1 protein-coding gene is annotated in these 1,021 nt (G+C 76.7%); it reads left to right on the forward strand.

All coding sequences use genetic code 11. The features are described from left to right. Positions 1-26 precede the first annotated feature (26 nt). Entirely contained in the window at positions 27-911 is an 885-nt protein-coding gene (gene sigJ, locus ACOV8S_RS07410) for an RNA polymerase sigma factor SigJ (protein WP_448317389.1), read from the forward strand. Positions 912-1,021 lie beyond the last annotated feature (110 nt).

Raw genomic sequence — 1,021 nt, forward strand, 5'->3', positions numbered from 1 at the left:
GGACAGCGGGGGCGGAGACGGACGGGGTGACCGGCGAGCGGCGCGGACTGATCAACGTCGCCTACCGGCTGCTCGGTTCGGTGGCCGAGGCCGAGGACGCGGTGCAGGAGGCGTACGCGCGCTGGTTCGCGCTGCCGCCGGGCAGGCGGCAGGAGATCCGCGTCCCCGGCGCGTGGCTGACGACGGTGACGGGCCGGATCTGTCTGGACCTGCTCGGCTCCGCGCGGGCCCGCCGTGAGCGCTACGTCGGCGCGTGGCTGCCCGAGCCGCTGCCCGACCGGACCGAGTGGGAGCGGGCGGGCGGCGCCGGTGCACCCTTCCCCGCTGATCCCGCCGACCAGATCGTCCTGGACGAGTCGGTGTCCATGGCCTTCCTGGTCGTGCTGGAGGCGATGACGCCGGCCGAGCGGGTGGCGTTCGTCCTGCACGACGTCTTCCGGTACCCGTTCGCCGAGGTCGCCGGAGTGCTCGGCCGGACCCCGGCCGCCTGCAAGCAGCTGGCCTCGTCCGCCCGGCGGCGGCTGGGCGGCGGGGACGCTCCGGAGACGGGCGGCAGGGCGGACGTGGTGCGGCGCGTCAAGGAGGCGTGGGAGAGCAAGGACATCGAGGCGCTGATCGCCCTGCTCGACCCGGCCGCCGTGATGACCGCGGACGGTGGCGGCCTGGTCGGCACCGTGCCGCACCCGGTGGAGGGCGGCGCGCGCATCGCCCGGTACATGGCGGCGATCGCCGACCGGGCCCCGGGGCTCGAGCTCGTCGAGCGGTCCGTCGGCGGTCTGCCCGGCCTGGTGGCCCGGCGGGCCGGGGTCGTCGAGACCGTCGCCTCGTTCGACGTCTCCGGCGGCCGTGTCACCCGTGTGTGGGTGGTCCGCAACCCGGAGAAACTGCGCCCATGGCTCCGCGACGGCTGAGCCTCGGCCGTCACGGAGCCACCGGGCCGGTGGGCTGCCGGAGCCGGCACCGTCGCGGGACCACGGAGCCGCGGCGTGAGCCCCGCGGTCCGCGCGGGCGGGGCCGGAAG

Source organism: Streptomyces sp. CO7, from assembly GCF_053474865.1.